Below are 17,070 nucleotides of genomic sequence, written 5' to 3'. Positions count from 1 at the left end.
TGCACACGCGTGCGCAATGCACACTGGTGTGCACTCTATCTCGTTGCACACCCTTGTGCAATACTGAGGACATGCAGACTGATACCGCCCGGGCACATGCCATGGAGGAGACCAGCAGGCGTATTCTCGACGTCGCACTCGAAGTCCTGGGGCGGAACCCGGACGCGGGCATGGCCGATATCGCTGCCGCCGCAAGGGTGGTCCGCCGCACTGTCTACGGCTACTTCCCCACCCGCTCCGTCCTCGTGCAGACTCTTGCACACCAGGCAGTGGACGAGATCGCCTCCGCTCTCGATTCGATTAAAGTCCCCGGACGAGCTCCTGAGGCGATCTGGGTGGGCTTCATCGAATACCTCTGGCCTGTGGCACACCGATACCGAGTGCTACTGGCACTCCGACGCGGCGAGTATGGCGAAGAGATTCACGCCGTTTTAGGGCCAGTGGACCGGGCCCTGGCCGAACTGGTCCAAGAGGGTCAAGACACTGGAGGCTTCGGCCGGCATCTGCCCGCGACCGTCCTCAGCCAAGTCGCTTTCGCTGCCGTGTTCGCCCTCGCGGACAGCAGCCTTGCCGGATCAAGCATCAGTAGCCAAGCGGCAGCAATAACGAGTCTTCTCATGCTGGGCGTTCCCGATGCGCGCGCGAAGATGCTCACCGAGGCGTCGTATGGAGAATCGTGACCTGACCGACGAATCGAGGACGGTGCTCCCGGCAGTCGAACGGCCACGCCGGCGAACTCATCAAGAAGTGACGTTGTCGGTGTGTTCACCGCTCTCGGCTCTGGCCGCTATCTTGTCGAGATGAGCGCGCTACCTGTCGTCGAAGTTCTTGTGTCCGTCACCGATGCCGACGCGTCCGATCTTGAGCATCTTCTCGGGCAGTTGTCGGCGACGGCGATCTTCGACCGGGCCCGCCTGGCGACGATCGTCACCCATGATGCAACTGAGTTGCTCGTGGTGCGGGATGGTGGACGAATCGTCGGTGCCGCAACGCTCGTGACGTTCCCTCTGCCGTCGGGAGTGCGGGGACATGTAGACGACGTGGTGGTCGACGAGGCGATGCGGGGGAAGGGGATTGCCCGAGCACTGCTCCTGCGGATGACAGAACTCGCGACCGATCGCGGACTGCGCACCCTCGATCTCACGTCACGACCGTCGCGCGAGTCCGCACTGCGACTGTACGAATCCGTCGGATTCGTGCCGCGGGAGACAAACGTGCTTCGCTTCACGCCAGCACTCGCGTAGGCGGCACTCGCGAGCACAATTGTTCGCGACCGAATCGGCTGCTACTGCCTGGGCGGCCGCAGTCGTATCGCCGCGCTCACCCATATCTTCGCGTCGATCAATCTGGCCCCGGGTTCGCGCTGCGAGAATAGCTGAGTGAGCTACGACGCGCGAGAGACGGTTTTCGAACACGCGGGGCGTCGCATCCGGATCGAGACGAACGCGCAGTTCGACGCACTGGTTGCGGCGTTCGAAGAGGCAGTGCCTGCGCTCTCGGATGACGAGACGCTGGCAGAGCTGTACGGCGGTGACTGGTCGCGGTTCGTGCGCGGCCTGCAGTGGGAGGCGCCGAGCGGATTCGTGCGGGCCTTGACGTCGCATCCGAGCGACATCATGCGACACGCGGGCAGCACCGACCGCAGCGTGGTCTGGATGATCGCGCACCACGCCATCGCGGCTCGGCTCTTCCGTCACGACCCGGGTGCGATGCTCTACTCCCCGGTGCGCATCGAGGCGCGGTCATGCGCGCCGATCTTCGCCATGATGCGCTTGACGTGGGTCTTCGCGGTGTGGGCGGAGATGTAGAGGGCAGCGGCGATCTCGTCGTTGGAGAGACCGCGGGCGACAAGAAGGAGGATCTCGGTCTCGCGAGGCGTGAGGATGCCGGGATCCGCGTTCGTTGAGTGCCGAGCCTGTACGGGATCGGCGTCAAGGTACCTGCCGATCAGGCTTCGCGTTGCCGCGGGCGAGAGCAGCGCGTCACCCGCATTGACGGCGCGCACGGCCCGGGCGATCTCGTCAGGGTCGGCGCCCTTTCCGATGAAGCCGCTGGCGCCTGCACGCAGCGCCGCGACGACGTACTCGTCCTCCTCGAACGTGGTGAGGATGAGCACGCGAGTGGAAGACAGCGTCGGGTCGAGGCAGATCTTCGCGGTGGCCGCGATGCCGTCCATGTTCGGCATCCGGATGTCCATCAGGACGACGTCGGGATGCGACTGCACCGCGAGATCGACCGCCTTCGCCCCGTCGTCGGCCTCGCCGACGACCTCGATGTCGGGCTCGGTCGCGAGCAACTGTGACACAGCGGTGCGGATGAGAGTCTGATCATCGGCGATCGCGACGCGGATCATGCGGGCGCCTGCGGCACTTCGACGGCGAGCGGGATGAACGCGTCGACCCGGAACGTGCCGCCGTCGCGGCCAGTACTGAGCGATCCGCCCACGCCGGTGACCCGCTCGCGGATGCCGAGCAGCCCATGCCCCGCGGAAGCTTCGCCGGCGGAAGCATTGCTCGACGTCGGATTCGTGATGACGAGGCGGAGCGCGCCTTCTTCGCGCTCGATCCAGACGTGGGCGCGCGGTACGGAGCCGTGCTTGTGGGCGTTCGTGAGCGCCTCCTGCACCAGCCGGTAGCCGGCCAGATCCACGGCGGCCGGCAGGTCGGTGAGCTCGCCCTCGATTCGAGCGGTGACGTGCAACCCGGATGCTTCGAACTCGTCGATGAGCGCGCCCACCATGCCCAGGCCCGGTGTGGGAACGAGCGACTGCGACTCATCGGGCGCCCTCAGCGTCGAGAGCAGGTCGCCGATCTCGCTGAGCACGCGCCTCGATGCCGTGCTGACGGTCGTCAGAGCGGACTTGGCAGCATCCGGATCGTCGTCGATGGCACGGCTGGCGACGGCGGCGTGCAGATTGATCACCGAGATCTGGTGGGCGACCGTGTCGTGCAGATCCCGTGCGATGCGGAGCCGGTCCTCCGCCACGCGCCGCGAGGCCTCGGCCTCGCGCGTCTGCTCCGCCTGCACCGCCCGCTGGGTGATCTCGTCGATGTAGGCCCGGCGAGATCTGATCGCGTCACCGGCGGCGGCGAAGAAGCCCACCATCACCAGCACGAGCATCGTCAGCGGATGCAGAGATGCCCACTCGTGGAAGACGGATGCTGGGATCATCACTGCGAGCACGCAGAGCACGGTGATGACGATCGTCCGGCGATTCGTGCGGGTGGCGATTGTGAACACCGCGAGGCCCGTCGGCAGGGCCGAGAACGGCGTGAGCATGAGCGTCAGGGATACGACGACGAAGCACGCAACGCATGCGACGAGCACGGCCCACGGATATCGGCGGCGCACGAACATGAGCGCGACCGGGAGGCCGACGACGATCCAGCCGACGGGCGAGAGGCCGTCGGTGAATCGCATCAGAGGCCCGAATGACGTCACCAGCACCACCGCGGCCGCGATGAGATCTCTCGCCCATCCCGGTATCCGGGCGCGCACAGCCGAGCCCTCCGGTGCTGGTGCGCTGCGCATGCTCCCATTATCGAACCGGACGGTGCCGCTTCTGCAGCTTCGGGCCCGAGATACCCCATTCGGGGTACGCAGCTGCCCTGCTGGGGCGACGCGCCGCCACTCCGCTCCGAGGGAGCCTGGATGCATCCGAATCAAGAGGAGACTCCAGTGACATATCCGGCGACGGTCGAAGACCGAAGCGCACCGATCCTTTCCGTCCGCGATCTGCACAAGACGTACGGGCGCGGCCCGAACAGGTTCGACGCGTTGCGTGGCGTCAGCCTCGACATCCGCGAGGGGGAGAGCATCGCGATCGTCGGCAAGAGCGGCTCCGGAAAATCCACGCTGATGCACGTGCTCGCGCTACTGGATCAGCCGAGTGAAGGGACCGTGTTCCTCGATAACCAGGACACGCGGAACCTGCGAGGAAAGCGGCTGAACGGGGCTCGGAACAAGACCTTCGGCTTCGTGTTCCAGCAGTTCTTCCTCACCGGCAGTCAGACCGCGCTCGAGAATGTGACGCTGCCGTTGAAGATCGCCGGTGTCGGGCGACGCGCTCGTCGCGACCGGGCAATGAATGCTCTCGAGCAGCTCGAGCTCGGCGACAAGGCGAAGAACAAGGCGATCGATCTCTCCGGAGGACAGAAGCAGCGGGTCGTGATCGCACGCGCCCTGGTCAATGACCCGCGGATCATCTTCGCCGACGAGCCCACCGGAAACCTCGACAGCAACACCGGCCGTGTGGTCGAGGACATCCTGTTCGCGCTCAACCGTGAGCAGGGCATCACCCTCGTCATCGTCACCCACGACGAAGAGCTCGCCGCTCGCTGCGACCGGCGCATCCACATCCGCGACGGCGTGATCGTCGACGGCGAGCAGGCGGCGGCATGAACGCCGGCGACCTGATCGGCACGGCGATCGCGAACACGTTCCGCTCCCGAGCGCGAACGACTCTCACTGTGCTGGCGATCTTCGTCGGAGCATTCACGCTCACCCTCACCAGTGGGCTCGGCACCGGCATCAACCGATACATCGACGACACCGTCGCCGGCATCGGCGCCGCCGACGTGATGACCGTCACCAAGACCGGCGATGCCTCCGCGGATCCCACTGACACCGGTCCGAGGGAGTACGACCCGAACTCTGTTCTCACCGGCAACGGCCCGGCGCAGAGTTCTGTCACGCTGATGACGGATGCTGACATCCAGGCGATCGGTGAGGTCGACGGCATCCTCGAGGTCGAACCGGTCAAGTCGGTGCAGCTCGACTACGTGCAGCACGAGGACGGCACCCCGTATGTCGCCACGCTCGGCGCGCTGGTCGCGGGGCAGAGCGTGCAACTGGCGGCCGGGGCTGAGCCCGACGACGACAGCGCCGAACTGCAGGTCACGATCCCGGTCAGCTTCGTCGAACCGCTCGGCTTCGCCGACGCCGACGCCGCGATAGGCCAGCCCCTGACGCTCGCCCTCACCGACGGCGCGTTCGCTCAGCACGGCGTCGAAGTCACGATCGTCGGAGTCGCAGAAGAAGCGCTCGCCGCAGCCAGCGGCACGGGGCTCGTCGCAAACCACGCGCTCGAAGACGACCTCTACCAACTGCAGAGCACCGGGCTGCCGGCCGACCAGTTGGATCGGTGGACTCAGGCGACAGCCTGGTTCGACGAAGACCTCACGACCACTCAGATCGACCAGCTGAAGGAACGACTGGCGGATGCCGGCTTCGGCGGCACCACGACCGCCGATCAGCTCGGCGCGTTCACCACCGTGATCGACACCATCGTGCTCGTGCTCAACGTGTTCGCCGCCATCGCGCTGCTGGCTGCCGCATTCGGGATCGTCAACACCCTGCTGATGTCCGTCCAGGAGCGCACGCGCGAGATCGGACTGATGAAGGCCATGGGGATGGGCAGCGGGCGCGTGTTCGCCCTGTTCAGCACCGAGGCAGTGTTCATCGGATTCCTCGGCAGCGCCATCGGCGTGGTGGTCGCGATGATCGTCGGCACCGCGGCGAGCACCTTCCTCGGCAGCGCGCTGCTCTCGGACCTTCCTGGTCTGACCATCGTCGCCTTCGATCCGCTCACTGTGGCACTCACCATCCTGCTGATCATGGCGGTCGCCTTCCTCGCCGGGACTCTCCCGGCCGCGCGGGCGGCACGCAAGGATCCCGTCGAGGCGCTCCGCTACGAGTGACCTCGCCCAACCGAAGACACCCAGCCGAAGTCACCCAGCCGAAGTCACCCAGTTGAAGTCACCCAACCAAGACACCGAACCCCAGGAGGAGATCATGAGCACCATCACCCAGCCCGACTACCGGGTCCGTACCGCAGTCCCATTGAGCGCACTGGTCGTCGCCATCGCGGCCGGCGCCGTCAACGCGCTCATCGCTCTCGGGGCCTCGGCTCTCGGCGCCGAGACCGTCGGCGGACTGCAGCCGATCGCCTACATCAGCTTCACCATCGTCGCCGCGATCGCGGGCGCAGTCGGCTGGCACATCATCAACCGACGCGCGGGCCGCCCCGCAAAGGTCATGCACTGGCTGGCGCCGACGTTCCTCGTGGTGTCGTTCATCCCCGACATCGTCGTGGGAGTCACGATGGGGTGGCTCATGGCCGGTGCTCTCGCGCTCATGCACGTCGCGACGATCACGATCGCCGTGCTGACCTACCGACGGTTCATGCCATTGCGCTCGGGCTCTGCTGAGCCGGTCGTCAGCGCAGGCTCTGAGCGAGTCCGATGAGGATTCCCTCGGGGCCGCGGATATAGCAGAGCCGGTAGACGTCCTGATAGTTCACGACCTCGTCGCCGACGAGTTCTGCGCCGAGCTCATACAGCCGGCCGAGCGTGTCATCGAGGTCATCGACCTCGAACATGACGCGCAGGTAGCCCAGCGCGTTCACGGGCGCCCTGCGGTTGTCGGCGATGACGTCCGGCCGCAGGAACCGGGAGAGTTCGACGCGGCCGTGTCCGTCTGGCGTGCGCATCATGGCGACCTCGACGCTCTGATCGCCGAGCCCGGTGACCCGCCCCGCCCATTCGCCCTCCGCCATCGCGCGGCCCTCGAGTTCGAGACCGAGCGCGGTGAAGAACTCGACTACAGGGGTGAGGTTCTCGACGACGATCCCGACGTTGTCCATCCTGATGCCCATGTGCTCAGCCCTCCAGCTCGCCGGCGAGGTGCCGGCCGAAGTTCGTGAGCGCCTCGTCCCAGCCGTCGTAGATGAAGCCGTCTCCTGGCGTGCCGGCGTGCCCGAGCAGGTGGAACAGGAGCTCGGTCCGATCTCCTCGCTCCGTGAGCGTCAAGGTGACGACCGGTGCCCCTTCGACGGGCGCGTCCGGTTCGCCCCAGGTGAAGACGAGGCGGTCGATCGGTTCGACCTCGAGATATTCTCCGCCGGTCGGGAACTCCTCGCCGGTCTCGTCGTTCGTCATCGTGTAGCGGTACCGGCCGCCGACACGGACATCGAACGACACGCTGTCGGTCGACACCCCGAACGGATGCAGCCACTGCGCCAACTCTGCTTCGTCGGTCCAGGCGCGCCACACGAGCTCGCGTGGCGCGTCGAAGGTGCGGGTGATCGAGAACTGCGGTGTTGCGTCGGTCGTGCTCATGATTCTTCCTTCCGGTCTTTCGTCGTGGTCTTCATGGTTCTGAGATGTGCATCGAGAGCATCCAGTTTCAGGTTCCACTCGCGGCGGTGCTTCTCGACCCAGGCCGACGCCTGGTCCAGGGGTTCCGCCTGCATCGAGAGCGTGCGCCACTGCGCGTGCGCCGTGCGCGTCACCAGGCCCGCGCGTTCGAGCACTTTCAGATGCTGCGAGATGGCGGGGGCGCTCATCATGAACGGTGCGGCGACCTCGCCGACCGTGGCCGACCCCTGGGAGAGGCGGGAGAGGATTTCGCGCCTGGTCGGGTCCGCGAGCGCGGCGAACACGAGGCTCAGCGGGTCGGCGATTTTCATTAGGAAAGTCCTTAATTAAGGTGTACCTTTATTTGAACGCCTCGAGCGTCCACGGGTCAAGGGTGAAGTTCCTGTCAGGCGAGGGTGAGCCCGAAGAAGCTCTCGATCTCCTCGCCCAGGTCGATGTCGCGATGCGACGGCCCGATGATGCGCGGAGCGGGCGACGTCGTGCGATTCGGGATCACGTGGCCGGTGCCGAACTGCGTGATGAAACGCACGCCGTCCCAGTCGGCGCGCTCGACATCGCCATCCCGCTGGACAACGGGCTCATCGGTCGGCGCATAGCTCCGGGCGGTCGCCGGGGCGGACTGCACCATCCCGCGTGTGGCGCGCCCGAGCATCCTGGGCATGCCCCCGTCATACGGCACGATCGGGTCGGCCGTTCCGTGCAGGAGCAGCACGGGAACGGGGCCCGGTTTGACGCCCGAGAACATGAAATCGTCGTCAACGGGCAGTCCGGCGGCGATGATCGCCGCCCCGGCGAGCAGGGTCGGCCTCTCCCTCAGGATGCGGTGCAGGAGCTGTCCGCCGTTCGAGTATCCGACGGCTATCGTGGGGCGGGCGAAGTGATCGATGACCGCGTGCACGAACGAGACATCGTCGACGTCGGACTTCTGCGCCTTGGACAGCTTCTGCCTTCGCCCGTCATTCCAGGCACGACCGTATCCGTTCAGGTAGACGAGGTCGGCGCCGATGCGTGAGGCCAAGGCGTCGAGGGTTCGGCCGCTGAAGCGTCGCATCGTCCGGCCCTGCTGCGAGGTGCCGTGCAGCGCGAGGAGCAGGGGAGCGTCGGATCTCGGTGAAGCAGGGGTGACGTGAAGATAGCTGCGCCGTCTGCCGGCTACGTCGATGAACTCTTTGCTCTGGTCGGTCATGACATCAGACTACGCCTAAAAACGGATAGGGTATCCGTTCGGATGAATGCTCCACTACAGTGGATTCATGCCTGCTCTTCGACGCGATGCGCTCCGCAACCGCGAGCGCATCCTCGATGCCGCGCGAGTGCTGCGCTCCGACGGAGACGCATTGCTGCTGAACGCCGTGGCGCATCGCGCCGGTGTCGGAGTCGGGACGGTGTATCGACACTTCCCATCGATCGAGGCGTTGACCGAAGCGCTCGTCGAGCACCGATTCGTCGAGATGACCGAAGCGGCGAAAGAGGCGGCTGACTCGACGAGCGAGTTCGTCGCCATCCGCCGGTTCATCGCTCAGTCGCTGCAGACCTTCATCGATGATCCGGACTTCGCGAGAGCCGTCGTGTCGTCGACCGCGGTGCGTGAGGAGACGCGTGCGCTCCGCGCCGATCTCTTCGATGCGTTCTCCGGCCTGATCGGGCGCAGTGCTCAGCACTTCCGATCCGACTTGGAACCTGCCGACATCATGATCCTGCTCTGTGGATTGGGCTATTCCGCACGTCTGCGCCCCGAGCGCTCCGCACACTACCTCGACGCACTGTTCGAGGGGATACTCGCCCGATAGCACGGCTCACGCGCTCACGCGCTCACGCGGTGTTCGCGCCGGGCCGGACGGATCTCGGCATCCATCGCGTCGATGCCCGAGCATGGGGCCATGGCAACGTTCGTACTGATTCACGGCGGCGGTTCGACCGCCTGGGACTGGCATCTCGTGAGTCCTCTGCTCGTGAGCGCGGCGCACGAGGTCGTGGCGGTCGACCTGCCCATCGAGGACCCGAGCGCTCAGCTCCAGGACTACGTGCGCACGGTCGTCGACGCGATCGGCGACCGCAGCAACATCCGTCGTGGGGCATTCGCTGGGCGGTTTCACTGCTCCCCTCGTCGCCGCAGAGATCCGGGCCGACGGCCTCGTGTATCTCGCGGGGATGATTCCCATGCCGGGGGAGAGCTTCATGGACTGGTGGGCGGGCACGGGTCATGTTCGCGAGAGCGTCGATGACGACCCGGCGGTGTCATTCTTCAACGGTGTGCCGAAAGCGCTCGCCGACGAAGCGCAGCGAAGGGATCGCGACCAGGACGGCGCGTGGCTGTCTTCGCCGTGGCCCGCCGATGCGCATCCTGATGTTCCCACGCGAGCCATCGTCTGCACCGACGACCAGTTCTTTCCCGCGCCGTTCATGAGGAGGCACATCCATGAGCGACTGGGGATCACTCCGGTCGAGATACCCGGCGGCCACTACGCGACGCTGTCAGAGCCGACCGCCGTCGCTTCGGCGCTCATCGGGTTCGCCGACGAGATCAGTTCTGCGCGTCGTCTGTGAGCACGGTTCGGCGAACAGGGCGCGTCCGCCGGATGTGGGCGCCGGAACTCGACGCCCCGTCGCCGGTCACTCTCCGTATGGCGCAAGGGCGAACCGACCCCAGGCGACGAAGACGAACAGCAGCAGGAAAGCGATGTCCCCGGCCATCAGCGCCCACTCGCTGCGGCGGAACCTGGTTGTGGCTGCTCCCGCCATCAGGAGCGCGAGTCCGCATGCTGCGATGGGAGAGAGGATCGGGGCGATGCCCACGAGCGGAGGCACGATCAATCCGACGACCCCGACGAGTTTGATCGTGGCGATCGCCTTGATGTGTCCGGCATCGAAGTCGTCTACCCAATGCTGACTGGCCGCGATTGATCGATAGCGCTCTCTGGTGAGCACGAGCTGGCTGACTCCACCGGCACCGAATGCCGCGGCCAGCAATCCCGTGATGATCCACAGTGCGATGTTCATTCGAGAGTCCTTCCTCGTTACCTTTGCCCTCCAGGGCCCGTCACATGAGTAACGGATGAAGAAGTGGAAAGGTAACGAAGGTGGAGGAGAACGAACTCAGCGCAGCGTTCGAAGAGCACCGGTCGCGATTGCTCGCGGTCGCGACGCGGGTGCTCGGATCGCGCACCGACGCCGAAGATGCCGTGCAGGAAGCCTGGTTCCGACTGCATCGGCATGCGCACGACGAGATCGAGAATCTCGGTGGCTGGCTGACCAGGGTCGTCGGCCGTATCTGCCTCGACACGCTGCGCAGCCGTTCGAGTCGCGCTGAGTCGACACTCGAGGAGTGGGAGAACGAGCCGATCGTGACGGATGACGTCGACGGTCCAGAAGATGCTGCGATCGAAGCAGACTCGGTCGGGCTCGCCATGCTCATCGTCTTGGATTCGCTGCAGCCCGCTGAGCGTCTCGCATTCGTGTTGCACGACGTCTTCGCCGTCCCCTTCGCCGAGGTGGGGCCGATCGTCGGGCGATCGACAGATGCTGCGAAGATGCTCGCGAGTCGAGCGCGTCGCAAGGTGCAGCAGCAGCCGCTGCCGAGCGAAGAACGGCGTCAGCGTCGCGAAGTCGTCGACGCCTTCCTCGCCGCGGCACGCGACGGCGACTTCGAGGCGCTGCTGCGCACGCTCGCGCCGGACATCACCTGGCACCACCACACCGCCCACGGCACGACCGTGAAGGTCGGGGCGAACGAAGTCCTCGCCGTCGTACGACAGGGCGATCCCGCTCGAATCGAAGCGCGTCGTGTCAGCGTGAACGGCCAGCCCGGCATCCTCGCGTGGGGCCCGTCGGGACGTCCGCTCGCGCTCATGTCCTGCTCCGTCGCTGACGGCAGGCTCGTCAAGATCGTCTCGATCACCGATCCGAAGCGTCTCGCTCGGATGCAGCTGCCGGCGTCTTCCCGCTGAGCGATCCATTCGCGGGTTGCACCCGACGGATGACATCCGAACCCGCGCGCGCCAGACTCGTGTCATGGCCGCATGGGTGCTGCACGTCGACATGGATCAATTCATCGCCGCGGTGGAGGTGCTGCGACGACCAGAACTCGCCGGGCTGCCGGTGATCGTCGGCGGGCGCGGCGACCCGACCGAGCGCGCGGTGGTGTCGACGGCATCCTATGAGGCCCGTGCGTTCGGCATCGGATCGGGGATGCCGTTGAAGATCGCCGCTCGCAAGGCCCCGCCGGATGCCGTCTTCCTCGCCGTCGACCACGCGGCGTATGAGCAGGCCTCCGATGACGTCATGACGACTCTGCGCGCGCTGCCGGGCGTCGTGCTGGAGGTCATCGGCTGGGACGAGTGCTTCCTCGGTATCGCGACAGACGATCCAGAGGCTGTGGCGCGCGAAGCGCAGGCGGCTGTACTGGCGGCCACAGAGCTGCACTGCTCGGTCGGCATCGGCGACAACAAGATACGTGCCAAGATCGCGACCGAGTTCGGCAAGCCCCGCGGGAGTTTTCGGCTCACCGAGGCGAACTGGTTCGAGGTGATGGGTGAGAAGTCCACGCGTGATCTGTGGGGCATCGGCCCGAAGGTGCAGAAGCGCCTCGCCGCCCACGGGATCACGACAGTGCGTGAGCTGGCCGATTCCGATGTCGAGGATCTGATTGGAGAGTTCGGACCGAAGATGGGCGTCTGGTATCACGGGCTCGGCTCCGGGATCGGCCCCGACGTGGTCGACGACACGCCCTGGATCGCCCGCAGCCACAGTCGCGAGACGACGTATCAGCAGAACCTCACGACGCCGGCCGAGGTCGACGCGGCGGTGCGGGTCCTCGCTTCGCAGGCGTTCGACGACTGTGCGGCCGAGGGGCGGCCTGTCATCCGCGTGCACCTGAAGGTGCGATACGCGCCGTTCGAGACGAAGACGTTTGGACGCAAGCTCCCTGATGCGACGACGGACCGCGAGACCGTGATGTCGGCCGCCTCAGCGCTCGCCGCCACCCTGGACGCCGAGCGCGAGGTGCGTCTGCTCGGCGTCAGGGCAGAGATGGCGATGCCCGAGGCCGGCGACACGGTCGAACGGACGCCGGTCCGCGGGCGGATCTGACCGTCTGTCCGCGCGGGTGCTCACGCGCGAGCGCGTCGTCAGTCGTCCGTGCGGAACCCGGCGACCTTGTGCGTGCCGTCGCAGTACGGCTTGATCGTCGAGAGCCCGCACCGGCAGAGCGCGACGGTACGGCGGTTGCGTTCGATCGGCTCGCCGTCTGCTGTGACGATGTCGACATCGCCGCGCAGCAGCAGCGGCCCGTCCGGATACGGTGTGACCGTCGCCCGTTCCCCTCTCATCGGAGTGCCCCTGCGCGCAGCGATGACTCCCCGCCGGTCCATGAGTCGAGCATGTGCAGGCCCGCCCACCCGTCGACGGCCAGGCACGCGGCCGCCCCGAACATGATGTCGGCGAGCAGATCGGGGCGATCCTCCGCGAGCGCTCCGGCCAGGTCGCGTCCTGCGATCTGCTCGTGAACGGCATCCGCTTCGACATGCTCGTCGAAGTAGTCGGTGACGTCCTCGCCGAAGCCGAGACGGCGCATGCCGTCGCCGTACATGCGGTTCGGAATGGAAGAGGTCATCTCGAACGCCGCGAGGTGCCCGACGATCGCGCCGAGCAGGCGTCGGTTCATGCCGAACATCGACATCATGTTGTGCGAGGCCAGCGTGATCGCAGGCACGACGTCGACGTAGCCGCCGTAGGAATCATCGAGACCTGCGCCGCGCATGGCCGCCGCGAAGATCGCGGCATGCACACGATCGGGACGCCCGCCACCGTACTCATCCGCCTGGATCTCCACGAGGGCCGCCTTGGCGCGTCCGTGCAGGCGGGGAATCGCCCACGAATGCGGGTCGGCCTCGTGCAGCGTGTAGATCGAACGCTGGATGAAGAACTCCCGCACCTGCTCGAGGGTCGCCTTCTTCGCCACGTGGCGCGAGAGGCTGGGGCCGGCATCCGCGCTGGTGAGCTCGAAGAGTGCTCTGGCCACGGCGTCCGCTGTCGGCTCCGGCAGTTCCGGCAGCGGCACCGCACTGCGGATGCCGCTCTCGAATCGCGCCTCGAGGATGCCGCGCGTCTCGATCAGCCGCGGATCCCATTCCAGATCCGGTGAGAACTCATCGAGCGACCCGTAGGAGGATGCGTACAGCATGAAGAGGGCGAGCTGGATGTCATCGTCTCGGAGGACGTCGCGCGTCTCGTCCGCGGCGAGACGGGCGAGCGCAACATGGTCCGTGTTCTCGGAGCCCGTGAGCCGATGCAGCACAGCGTTGCTGACGGGTCCACGTGCTTCGAACCTTCCGGCAGATGTGGCGGTCGGGGCGGGCTCGGCGGGGGAGGGAATGGTGAGTGACACGGATGCTCCGATTTCTCTGCGTGCATCCACCATGCCCGCTCGTGTGTCGGTGAGCGAGGGGCTTGACGACATCGGGCGCCGCGTCTAGAAGGTCCACCTCTCTCGCTGAGCCGCTGCCACGCCTGGGTCCAGGCGATCGCGCAGTGAGATTCGGTTACGGTTCGAGAATGGCAAAGGCAGATCGTATCGGGCGTCCTCCGGCCTCAGCTGACGACGCGAGCCTGCACCCCTACGCCGTCGTGTCGCCGCGCGCCGCCGTGGTCTACAACCCGACGAGCATGGCGATCGACCGGTTGCGCGAGCTCGTCGGAGCAGAGGAGCAGCGACTCGGGCGGGCGCCGACCCGCTGGTACCCGACGGATGCTGCCGACTCCGGCTCCGCGGCAGCGCGACGAGCACTTGCTGACGAACCGGATCTCATCATGATCGCCGGCGGTGACGGGACGGTGCGCGCCGTCGCCGAGGCGGTTCAGATGTCAGCGGCGATACCCATCGCTCTGCTGGCACTCGGCACGGGAAACCTGCTCGCGCGCAATCTGAACATCCCCGTCGGCGACCTCGCCGCTGCCGTGCGTACCGCCTTCGAGGGCGAGACGCGGAAGATCGACACCGGGGTCGCGGAACTGCGAGACGAGGGCGCCACCCGACGGCACACGTTCGTCGTGATGGCGGGGATCGGCCTTGACGCCGCGATGGCATCGGACACGCAGGCGAGCGCGAAGAAGCGCATCGGATGGTTGGCGTACGTGTCCCCGATCGCGCGGTCCGTGCTCGGCAACCGCCACGTCGATCTGAAGTACCGGATCGACGACCAGCGGATCAGGAGCGCACGAGCGCACACGATCATCGTGGGCAACTGCGGAACGCTCACCGGCGACATGCAGCTCCTGCCGGACGCCGACGTCGAGGACGGGCTGCTCGACGTCGTCATGTTCCGCCCGCAGACCCGGTTCGGGTGGGCGCGCATCGGAACACGACTCACCTTCCACAATGTCGCCCGCCGTTCCCGCCTCGGAAGACGAGCGCTGGACTCGGCGCCGGCTGAGCGAGCGCTGGTCTATACGAAAGGCCGTGACCTCCGCGTGCGTTTCGATGCCGCACAGCGCATCGAGCTCGACGGGGACGATTTCGGAACGGTGACCAGCGCCCGCGTCACCGTTCGTCCCGCGTCGCTCGCGATCCGCGTCTAGCGCGACCGTGGCCGATCAGTACCAGTTCACCGACTGCGAGTGGCCCCACGCCGCGCAGGGGCTGCCGTAGGCACGCTGGATGTAATCCAGCCCCCAGCGGATCTGCGTGGTCGCATTGGTCGCCCAGTCGCCGCCGAAACTGGCCATCTTGTCGCCGGGCAGCGCCTGCGGGATGCCGGTGGCACCGCCGTCCTGGTTGTAGGCCTGGTAGTTCCAGCCCGACTCCTTCTGCCACAGCGAGTTCAGGCACTCGAACTCGCCGCCGCCCCAGCCGTACTGGTCGGAGGCGATGGCGGCGGCCGTGGTCCTGGCGCCGTCGGGGGTGTTCGCGTTCGCGAGCGCGGCGGCTGCGGCTTCGGCGGCGGCTGCCTGCTTGGCGGCTTCGACTGCTGCCGCGGCGGCGGTCTGGCGTTCGCGCAGCGCGGCCGTCTGCGTCGTGACGGACGTGATCTCGGCGCTTGCCTTGACTCTCACGATGGGCAACTCCAGCGAGGTGAGCGCGTCGACGTCGTCGAGATCATCCATGGCCTCGAGCAGGCCGGAGGTGTCGACGGCCGTGCTCGCATCGCCGAGGTCCAGCCCGCTGCTCCGTGCTGCAGAGACCGCAGAGGCGGCGTCGGTCAGAGCCGAGCGTCCAGCGACGACGGCATCGGCGGCCGCGGCCATCTCGACGCCGGAGGCCTTGGCCTCAGTCACGGATGACTGTGCGGTCATGGCCGCGACGGCAGGAGCTGCGGCGGCGATCCCGGTGGCGGCGAGAATACCGATGGCGAGAGAGATACCGAGTCTGCGGCGACGGGCAGGGGAATTCGACTGGTTCTTGAGCATGACGAACGTAACGATCCTTAGGGTATTCAGGCCGCTTCGGGGCGGCATGCGCGCCCATCGGGTCGGACGCACAAAGTAACGATTCTGCATCAGTGCTTCTGTGCAGAACCTCCGCGTCCCCTGGATGTGCGGTGTGAAGCGCCCTCGTCAGTCGGCCGGGCTGCCTGCGGTTCGCCGCTGCCTGGTCGCCTCGTAGAGGATCGCGGCGGTCGCGTTCGCGGCGTTCAGCGAGGAGGCGTGACCGGTCATCGGGATGCGTGTCAGTACGTCGCACGCCTCTTTCCACGCCGCCGACATGCCGGAGTGCTCGTTACCGGTCACCAGCAGTGTGGGCTTCGTCAGGTCGACATCCCACACATCGTGGGTGCCGTCTTCGTCCGTTCCCACGATCTGGATGTCGACGCCATCGGCGCGCAGCTGCTCGATCCAGTCGAGGGCAGGCCGGATGCTGGGGAGCCGAACGGTCGGCGTCATGATGGCCGATCCGGTCGAGGCGCGCAGCGCGCGTGGGTCATAAGGATCGGCGGCGTGCCCGGTCACGATCACGCCGTGGCCGCCGAGCGCATCCACCGAACGCACGATCGACCCGATGTTTCCTGGGGATGCGGGGCGATCCAGCGCGACGTAGAGCGCATCGGCCGCGACCGGGAGGCGGGAGAGGTCGTCGGCGGGGATGGCGACGATCAGCACAAGCTCCGGCGGCTCATCCTCCTTCTCGCCGAGTTCGATCATGAGCTCAGGGGCGACCAGCCACGATGCGGCTCCCGTCGCCTGCACGGCGGCGATCGTCTCCGACGCCCAGGCGGAGCGGCCGTTCGTATGCGTGATCAGCACGGCTCGCACGTCGAGGTCGGATTCGAGTGCGAGATTGATCGGTCGTACGCCCTGCACGATCATCTCTCCGGCGCGATTGCGCTTCGTGCGGTTGCCGAGCAGCGTCTCCCAGTACTGGAACGTCGCGTTGCGAGTGGAGACCGCCTTGGTGTTCGAGACCGGCTTCGAGCGGTGCTGGCGGGGATCCGAAGGCATGGAGACGAGCGTACCTGTCGGGCGCAGAAGAATTTCAGTACTCACTGTTGCCAAGTACCGGTACCTAGTGTTACCGTCTAGTGGTAGTCAACATCACTGAGTAGAGGAAGGAAGTGATCCGATGGGCAACCAGATGACCGAGATGCTCAAGGGCACGCTCGAGGGCATCGTTCTCGCGATCCTGTCCGTCCAGCCGGCATACGGGTACGAGATCACGGCTCGGCTGCGCGACGAGGGATTCGCCGAGATCGCCGAGGGCACCGTGTATGCGCTGCTCGTCCGGATCGAGCAACGAGGCCTCGTCGACGTGGAGAAGGTCCCGTCCGAGAAGGGGCCGCCGCGCAAGGTCTACTCCATCAACCCGCAGGGGCGAGAGCAGCTCACTGAGTTCTGGGGGACGTGGAGCTTCATCGCAGAACGCATCGAACATCTCCGACACACCGACATCATCACCGACAGCACGACCACCGAAGGGAACTGA

At 66.5% G+C, this 17,070-nt stretch carries 23 protein-coding genes and 1 pseudogene; 13 read left to right on the top strand and 11 right to left on the bottom strand.

What is annotated here, in order from left to right; translation table 11 throughout:
• Positions 1-71: 71 nt before the first annotated feature.
• The 3 genes from IEV67_RS16840 to IEV67_RS16830 all read left to right on the top strand — a co-directional run bounded on the left by IEV67_RS16840 (position 72) and on the right by IEV67_RS16830 (position 1,808).
• Entirely contained in the window at positions 72-680 is a 609-nt protein-coding gene (locus IEV67_RS16840) for a TetR/AcrR family transcriptional regulator (RefSeq protein ID WP_188437856.1), read from the top strand.
• Positions 681-800: 120 nt separating this feature from the next.
• The gene (locus IEV67_RS16835; protein ID WP_188437854.1) at positions 801-1,244 is read left to right on the top strand and encodes a GNAT family N-acetyltransferase; all 444 of its coding nucleotides are present in this window, start codon (positions 801-803) and stop codon (positions 1,242-1,244) included.
• A gap of 135 nt (positions 1,245-1,379) precedes the next feature.
• Complete coding sequence (locus IEV67_RS16830) at positions 1,380-1,808, top strand: hypothetical protein (protein WP_188437852.1); 429 nt, start codon at positions 1,380-1,382, stop codon at positions 1,806-1,808.
• On the opposite strand, the gene IEV67_RS16825 is transcribed toward IEV67_RS16830, so the two are convergent.
• Positions 1,715-2,353, bottom strand: a complete 639-nt coding sequence (locus IEV67_RS16825; protein WP_188437850.1) for a response regulator — start codon at positions 2,351-2,353, stop codon at positions 1,715-1,717. The two genes, IEV67_RS16830 and IEV67_RS16825, sit on opposite strands and share 94 nt — an antisense overlap.
• Entirely contained in the window at positions 2,350-3,531 is a 1,182-nt protein-coding gene (locus tag IEV67_RS16820) for a sensor histidine kinase (RefSeq protein WP_188437848.1), read from the bottom strand. The genes IEV67_RS16825 and IEV67_RS16820 overlap by 4 nt, the downstream gene beginning before the upstream one ends.
• A gap of 147 nt (positions 3,532-3,678) precedes the next feature.
• On the opposite strand from IEV67_RS16820, the gene IEV67_RS16815 reads away from it, so the two are divergent.
• From IEV67_RS16815 to IEV67_RS16805, 3 genes are all read left to right on the top strand, one after another.
• Entirely contained in the window at positions 3,679-4,401 is a 723-nt protein-coding gene (locus IEV67_RS16815) for an ABC transporter ATP-binding protein (protein ID WP_229703265.1), read from the top strand.
• Positions 4,398-5,699, top strand: a complete 1,302-nt coding sequence (locus IEV67_RS16810; protein ID WP_188437844.1) for an ABC transporter permease — start codon at positions 4,398-4,400, stop codon at positions 5,697-5,699. Before IEV67_RS16815 ends, IEV67_RS16810 begins: the two co-directional genes overlap by 4 nt.
• Before the next feature lie 94 nt (positions 5,700-5,793).
• Positions 5,794-6,246 (top strand): DUF6069 family protein, encoded by a 453-nt coding sequence (locus IEV67_RS16805; RefSeq protein ID WP_188437842.1) that lies wholly within the window; start codon positions 5,794-5,796, stop codon positions 6,244-6,246.
• Here IEV67_RS16805 and IEV67_RS16800 read toward each other — a convergent pair.
• The 4 genes from IEV67_RS16800 to IEV67_RS16785 all read right to left on the bottom strand — a co-directional run bounded on the left by IEV67_RS16800 (position 6,218) and on the right by IEV67_RS16785 (position 8,343).
• On the bottom strand, positions 6,218-6,655 hold the full coding sequence (locus IEV67_RS16800; protein WP_188437840.1) for a VOC family protein: 438 nt from the start codon (positions 6,653-6,655) through the stop codon (positions 6,218-6,220). The genes IEV67_RS16805 and IEV67_RS16800 overlap by 29 nt on opposite strands.
• Positions 6,656-6,659: 4 nt before the next feature.
• Complete coding sequence (locus IEV67_RS16795) at positions 6,660-7,118, bottom strand: SRPBCC family protein (protein WP_188437838.1); 459 nt, start codon at positions 7,116-7,118, stop codon at positions 6,660-6,662.
• On the bottom strand, positions 7,115-7,468 hold the full coding sequence (locus IEV67_RS16790) for an ArsR/SmtB family transcription factor (protein WP_188437836.1): 354 nt from the start codon (positions 7,466-7,468) through the stop codon (positions 7,115-7,117). Before IEV67_RS16790 ends, IEV67_RS16795 begins: the two co-directional genes overlap by 4 nt.
• Before the next feature lie 74 nt (positions 7,469-7,542).
• Complete coding sequence (locus tag IEV67_RS16785; protein ID WP_188437834.1) at positions 7,543-8,343, bottom strand: CE1 family esterase; 801 nt, start codon at positions 8,341-8,343, stop codon at positions 7,543-7,545.
• Positions 8,344-8,410: 67 nt separating this feature from the next.
• Between IEV67_RS16785 and IEV67_RS16780 the strand changes: the two genes are divergently transcribed.
• From IEV67_RS16780 to IEV67_RS16775, 3 genes and pseudogenes are all read left to right on the top strand, one after another.
• A complete protein-coding gene (locus IEV67_RS16780) occupies positions 8,411-8,947 on the top strand; it encodes a TetR/AcrR family transcriptional regulator (RefSeq protein WP_188437832.1) in 537 nt (178 codons plus the stop codon).
• Between the two features lie 72 nt (positions 8,948-9,019).
• A pseudogene (locus tag IEV67_RS19130) lies at positions 9,020-9,148 on the top strand (alpha/beta fold hydrolase); the annotation flags it as partial.
• Between the two features lie 79 nt (positions 9,149-9,227).
• Positions 9,228-9,704, top strand: a complete 477-nt coding sequence (locus IEV67_RS16775) for an alpha/beta fold hydrolase (RefSeq protein WP_268238596.1) — start codon at positions 9,228-9,230, stop codon at positions 9,702-9,704.
• Positions 9,705-9,770: 66 nt separating this feature from the next.
• Here IEV67_RS16775 and IEV67_RS16770 read toward each other — a convergent pair whose 3' ends face one another.
• Positions 9,771-10,157: a DoxX family protein gene (locus IEV67_RS16770; RefSeq protein ID WP_188437830.1), complete on the bottom strand. Its 387-nt coding sequence runs from the start codon at positions 10,155-10,157 to the stop codon at positions 9,771-9,773.
• 80 nt (positions 10,158-10,237) lie between these two features.
• On the opposite strand from IEV67_RS16770, the gene IEV67_RS16765 reads away from it, so the two are divergent.
• Positions 10,238-11,104, top strand: coding sequence for a sigma-70 family RNA polymerase sigma factor (locus IEV67_RS16765; protein ID WP_188437828.1), 867 nt, complete (start codon positions 10,238-10,240; stop codon positions 11,102-11,104).
• Positions 11,105-11,168: 64 nt separating this feature from the next.
• Entirely contained in the window at positions 11,169-12,245 is a 1,077-nt protein-coding gene (locus tag IEV67_RS16760) for a DNA polymerase IV (RefSeq protein ID WP_188437826.1), read from the top strand.
• A gap of 38 nt (positions 12,246-12,283) precedes the next feature.
• On the opposite strand, the gene IEV67_RS16755 is transcribed toward IEV67_RS16760, so the two are convergent.
• Together IEV67_RS16755 and IEV67_RS16750 are read right to left on the bottom strand one after the other, a co-directional pair.
• Positions 12,284-12,484, bottom strand: coding sequence for a CDGSH iron-sulfur domain-containing protein (locus tag IEV67_RS16755; protein ID WP_188437824.1), 201 nt, complete (start codon positions 12,482-12,484; stop codon positions 12,284-12,286).
• Positions 12,481-13,614 carry an iron-containing redox enzyme family protein gene (locus IEV67_RS16750; protein WP_229703263.1) on the bottom strand — a complete coding sequence of 378 codons (1,134 nt, stop codon included), beginning with the start codon at positions 13,612-13,614 and terminating at the stop codon, positions 12,481-12,483. The genes IEV67_RS16755 and IEV67_RS16750 overlap by 4 nt, the downstream gene beginning before the upstream one ends.
• A 95-nt stretch (positions 13,615-13,709) precedes the next feature.
• Between IEV67_RS16750 and IEV67_RS16745 the strand changes: the two genes are divergently transcribed.
• A complete protein-coding gene (locus IEV67_RS16745) occupies positions 13,710-14,732 on the top strand; it encodes a diacylglycerol/lipid kinase family protein (RefSeq protein WP_188437822.1) in 1,023 nt (340 codons plus the stop codon).
• Between the two features lie 15 nt (positions 14,733-14,747).
• On the opposite strand, the gene IEV67_RS16740 is transcribed toward IEV67_RS16745, so the two are convergent.
• On the bottom strand, positions 14,748-15,560 hold the full coding sequence (locus IEV67_RS16740) for an aggregation-promoting factor C-terminal-like domain-containing protein (RefSeq protein ID WP_188437820.1): 813 nt from the start codon (positions 15,558-15,560) through the stop codon (positions 14,748-14,750).
• A 147-nt stretch (positions 15,561-15,707) separates the two neighbouring features.
• Positions 15,708-16,589, bottom strand: coding sequence for a TrmH family RNA methyltransferase (locus tag IEV67_RS16735; RefSeq protein ID WP_188437818.1), 882 nt, complete (start codon positions 16,587-16,589; stop codon positions 15,708-15,710).
• 121 nt (positions 16,590-16,710) lie between these two features.
• Between IEV67_RS16735 and IEV67_RS16730 the strand changes: the two genes are divergently transcribed.
• Entirely contained in the window at positions 16,711-17,070 is a 360-nt protein-coding gene (locus IEV67_RS16730; protein ID WP_188437816.1) for a PadR family transcriptional regulator, read from the top strand.

Source organism: Microbacterium murale, from assembly GCF_014635185.1.
Lineage (GTDB): Bacteria > Actinomycetota > Actinomycetes > Actinomycetales > Microbacteriaceae > Microbacterium > Microbacterium murale.
Note: the sequence above shows the minus strand (reverse complement) of the source record. Positions and strands in the feature narration are given on the sequence as shown.

Coding starts and splice junctions, on each gene's coding strand:
- IEV67_RS16840 (WP_188437856.1), top strand. CDS start 72: ATGCAGACTGATACCGCCCGGGCACATGCCATGGAGGAGACCAGCAGG.
- IEV67_RS16835 (WP_188437854.1), top strand. CDS start 801: ATGAGCGCGCTACCTGTCGTCGAAGTTCTTGTGTCCGTCACCGATGCC.
- IEV67_RS16825 (WP_188437850.1), bottom strand. CDS start 2,353: ATGATCCGCGTCGCGATCGCCGATGATCAGACTCTCATCCGCACCGCT.
- IEV67_RS16820 (WP_188437848.1), bottom strand. CDS start 3,531: ATGCGCAGCGCACCAGCACCGGAGGGCTCGGCTGTGCGCGCCCGGATA.
- IEV67_RS16810 (WP_188437844.1), top strand. CDS start 4,398: ATGAACGCCGGCGACCTGATCGGCACGGCGATCGCGAACACGTTCCGC.
- IEV67_RS16805 (WP_188437842.1), top strand. CDS start 5,794: ATGAGCACCATCACCCAGCCCGACTACCGGGTCCGTACCGCAGTCCCA.
- IEV67_RS16800 (WP_188437840.1), bottom strand. CDS start 6,655: ATGGGCATCAGGATGGACAACGTCGGGATCGTCGTCGAGAACCTCACC.
- IEV67_RS16795 (WP_188437838.1), bottom strand. CDS start 7,118: ATGAGCACGACCGACGCAACACCGCAGTTCTCGATCACCCGCACCTTC.
- IEV67_RS16790 (WP_188437836.1), bottom strand. CDS start 7,468: ATGAAAATCGCCGACCCGCTGAGCCTCGTGTTCGCCGCGCTCGCGGAC.
- IEV67_RS16785 (WP_188437834.1), bottom strand. CDS start 8,343: ATGACCGACCAGAGCAAAGAGTTCATCGACGTAGCCGGCAGACGGCGC.
- IEV67_RS16780 (WP_188437832.1), top strand. CDS start 8,411: ATGCCTGCTCTTCGACGCGATGCGCTCCGCAACCGCGAGCGCATCCTC.
- IEV67_RS16770 (WP_188437830.1), bottom strand. CDS start 10,157: ATGAACATCGCACTGTGGATCATCACGGGATTGCTGGCCGCGGCATTC.
- IEV67_RS16760 (WP_188437826.1), top strand. CDS start 11,169: ATGGCCGCATGGGTGCTGCACGTCGACATGGATCAATTCATCGCCGCG.
- IEV67_RS16755 (WP_188437824.1), bottom strand. CDS start 12,484: ATGAGAGGGGAACGGGCGACGGTCACACCGTATCCGGACGGGCCGCTG.
- IEV67_RS16750 (WP_229703263.1), bottom strand. CDS start 13,614: ATGTCGTCAAGCCCCTCGCTCACCGACACACGAGCGGGCATGGTGGAT.
- IEV67_RS16745 (WP_188437822.1), top strand. CDS start 13,710: ATGGCAAAGGCAGATCGTATCGGGCGTCCTCCGGCCTCAGCTGACGAC.
- IEV67_RS16740 (WP_188437820.1), bottom strand. CDS start 15,560: ATGCTCAAGAACCAGTCGAATTCCCCTGCCCGTCGCCGCAGACTCGGT.
- IEV67_RS16735 (WP_188437818.1), bottom strand. CDS start 16,589: ATGCCTTCGGATCCCCGCCAGCACCGCTCGAAGCCGGTCTCGAACACC.
- IEV67_RS16730 (WP_188437816.1), top strand. CDS start 16,711: ATGGGCAACCAGATGACCGAGATGCTCAAGGGCACGCTCGAGGGCATC.